Origin of the sequence: Bythopirellula sp., assembly GCF_041737835.1 — a bacterium.
In the GTDB taxonomy this organism is placed as follows: domain Bacteria; phylum Planctomycetota; class Planctomycetia; order Pirellulales; family Lacipirellulaceae; genus Bythopirellula.
The window spans coordinates 1-2,157 of the sequence record NZ_JBGSQY010000044.1 but is presented as its reverse complement, the minus strand read 5'-3'; the positions used below and the strand labels follow the sequence as shown (position 1 = coordinate 2,157).

The following is a 2,157-nucleotide window of genomic DNA, read 5'->3' as shown; positions in this document are numbered from 1 at the left end:
CCCCAGACCTCATTTTGAAATGACTATAGCGTCCACTCCGGCTAATGCCGCTCGAAGGGTTAGTTTGCTCACGCCGCTGCTCGCACATAAGTTTCGTCGGATTGGTCGCCCTGAATAACTCGGCCAGCTTGCGCCAGAACGTTTAGCTTGGTTCCCATGGCCTTGCGGTCCTTCACAACCGCCACCCTACCGGGGGCATTGGGCAGCAAGGCAATATCATGGAATGCCGACGCAGCGCGGTAGATCGAGAATGCGTGGTTGCCGACCGCCTGAAACACGACGCTCCCCGCTTCGCCATGAAGAATCGCAGACACATCCCATTCGCTAGCGGAGGAACCGATAATTTTAGCCGTCTCGTCAATGCGAGCCTTGCCGAAAATTGTCTCTAGCCGCTCGCGCAAATAGTCAGCTACCTCGTTCTCGTCATCATCCACGACCCGCGCAAATACGCGATCAGCGACCTTCCACGAGGCAAGCCCGACATCGCAGATCGCCCTAACCAGACCCGCGTCATGCACATGGGTGAAGATGACGCGCCGATTGACCGAAACGCAGTCTGCTTCGGCAATGGCAGCCGCAGTTTTTGGAAACGACCGTTCCGCGCCAATCGACTCCACTTCTCGGAACGAAAAGCCGCAATCGTCCACGCTGAAACCATCGGCCGTCTTGGTTATGCGAACTGTAGCAGCCGACCCGCTTGGAAACAGGACCGGCAGATTGATGTAGCTTGCATCGCCCCAGTGTGAAACGCGCACCAGCTCACGCGCCGCCGCTTCCGCTGCGTCAATGAGGGGCGTATTTATGGTCGGTTGGCTAGCCATCGGCGAACAGATCATACTCCCAAGGTGGGCGCAAAACAACACTTATGTTATTGATATTCCAGCGATTCCCGGTCCAATCTCTAAGTGATTCAAATGATTGGATTCCTTTATCCAACTCCTCAGCCTGTGGAAGGTTGCCGCGCCTCATCCGACCGTCGGCGGCGATCCAGTTCAATTCAAACGCGTGATGGTGGCAGTCTGACACTCGTGTGCCTGACACGGGGCTGCCGGGCCGCCTGTCATTTGTGTGACCGCCGCGAAGCGAGCGCCAGTCAGCGCGAGCCAGCGGAACGCGACGGCCGCCAGGCGAAATCGTGGCCAGTTCAAATGTGACGTTTCTGTCTGGGATGCGTCGGAAACAACCGCCGTGCAGCACCAAGCCTGTTTCGACCACGCCGCCTATTTCGAGCGGGGCGTTGAACCAAATGTAACCGGTCTCAGGCTCTGGTTCGGACCACCCTTGAAATTGCACCACTGCTTTCGCGGCGGAAAAGAGGGCGGGAAACGGCATTCACGAGTCATAACAGGCCGCTAGCTGCCTGCCTAGCGCACGTGAGTCAACGGGATAAACCCCAAATATATTGCGGGTTCAACTAGAAGATTTTAATGAAGCTCTGAAACTTCTTTTTGCACCGATACGCATCTTTCCTTTGAGTCTTCTTCTATGTCCACAACCACCCATTTTCCGTGAACTTTATTCAAGTATGCTTCTTGATCGCCAGTGTAACCACCCATCGAGTTCTTTGCATTAACAGTGAGACAGGCTGCCGTTTCACTTACGGATGTAAATTCACCGAACTTTGCGGGATCGGGGTCTTTCAGGCTCTTAAGCACAACTTTTTCTGCTGCAGACCTTTCTCCACATGAAACCAGGAAAAAAACTACAACCAGCAATGCTGACAGTTTAGCGTTACTCACGGCCCCTACCTTCGCCCCACTTGCGCGTCGCCTTCTCCCACAATGGGAGAGAGCTCATTCAGCAGCCACCCCCAGCAATCCCCCCTGCCGGTCATCCACCTCATTCGCCGCCCCACCCTCGCTGGCGGCCTTCGCCCCCTTGCGCGAATCAAACGCATCCCAGACTTCGTTCCAGGTCCCCTTGGTCGCGGCCTTGGAATACTCCGTCGCGCGGGCTTCGAAGAAGTTGGCGTGCTCGACGCCATTCAACAAAGGCGTCAGCCAGGGCAGCGGGTGTTCGTCGATCATGTAGATCGGCTTCATGCCAAGCTGCTTCATGCGCCAGTCGGCGGTGAAGCGGACATATTTCTTGATGTCCGTCGGGGTCATGCCCGGCACCGGGCCCATTTCGAAGGCGAGATCGACAAAGGCATCTTCC

At 56.1% G+C, this 2,157-nt stretch carries 4 protein-coding genes; all 4 read right to left on the bottom strand.

The features are described 5' to 3' along the window. Positions 1-68: 68 nt before the first annotated feature. Complete coding sequence (locus AC6T8Q_RS13910) at positions 69-821, bottom strand: hypothetical protein (RefSeq protein WP_500679651.1); 753 nt, start codon at positions 819-821, stop codon at positions 69-71. Continuing rightward, positions 814-1,332 (bottom strand): hypothetical protein, encoded by a 519-nt coding sequence (locus tag AC6T8Q_RS13905; protein ID WP_500679650.1) that lies wholly within the window; start codon positions 1,330-1,332, stop codon positions 814-816. Before AC6T8Q_RS13905 ends, AC6T8Q_RS13910 begins: the two co-directional genes overlap by 8 nt. A 92-nt stretch (positions 1,333-1,424) precedes the next feature. Further along, positions 1,425-1,739 (bottom strand): hypothetical protein, encoded by a 315-nt coding sequence (locus AC6T8Q_RS13900; protein ID WP_500679649.1) that lies wholly within the window; start codon positions 1,737-1,739, stop codon positions 1,425-1,427. Positions 1,740-1,793: 54 nt separating this feature from the next. Continuing rightward, positions 1,794-2,157: hypothetical protein (locus tag AC6T8Q_RS13895; protein WP_500679648.1), on the bottom strand; the 364-nt coding region annotated here is incomplete at its 5' end.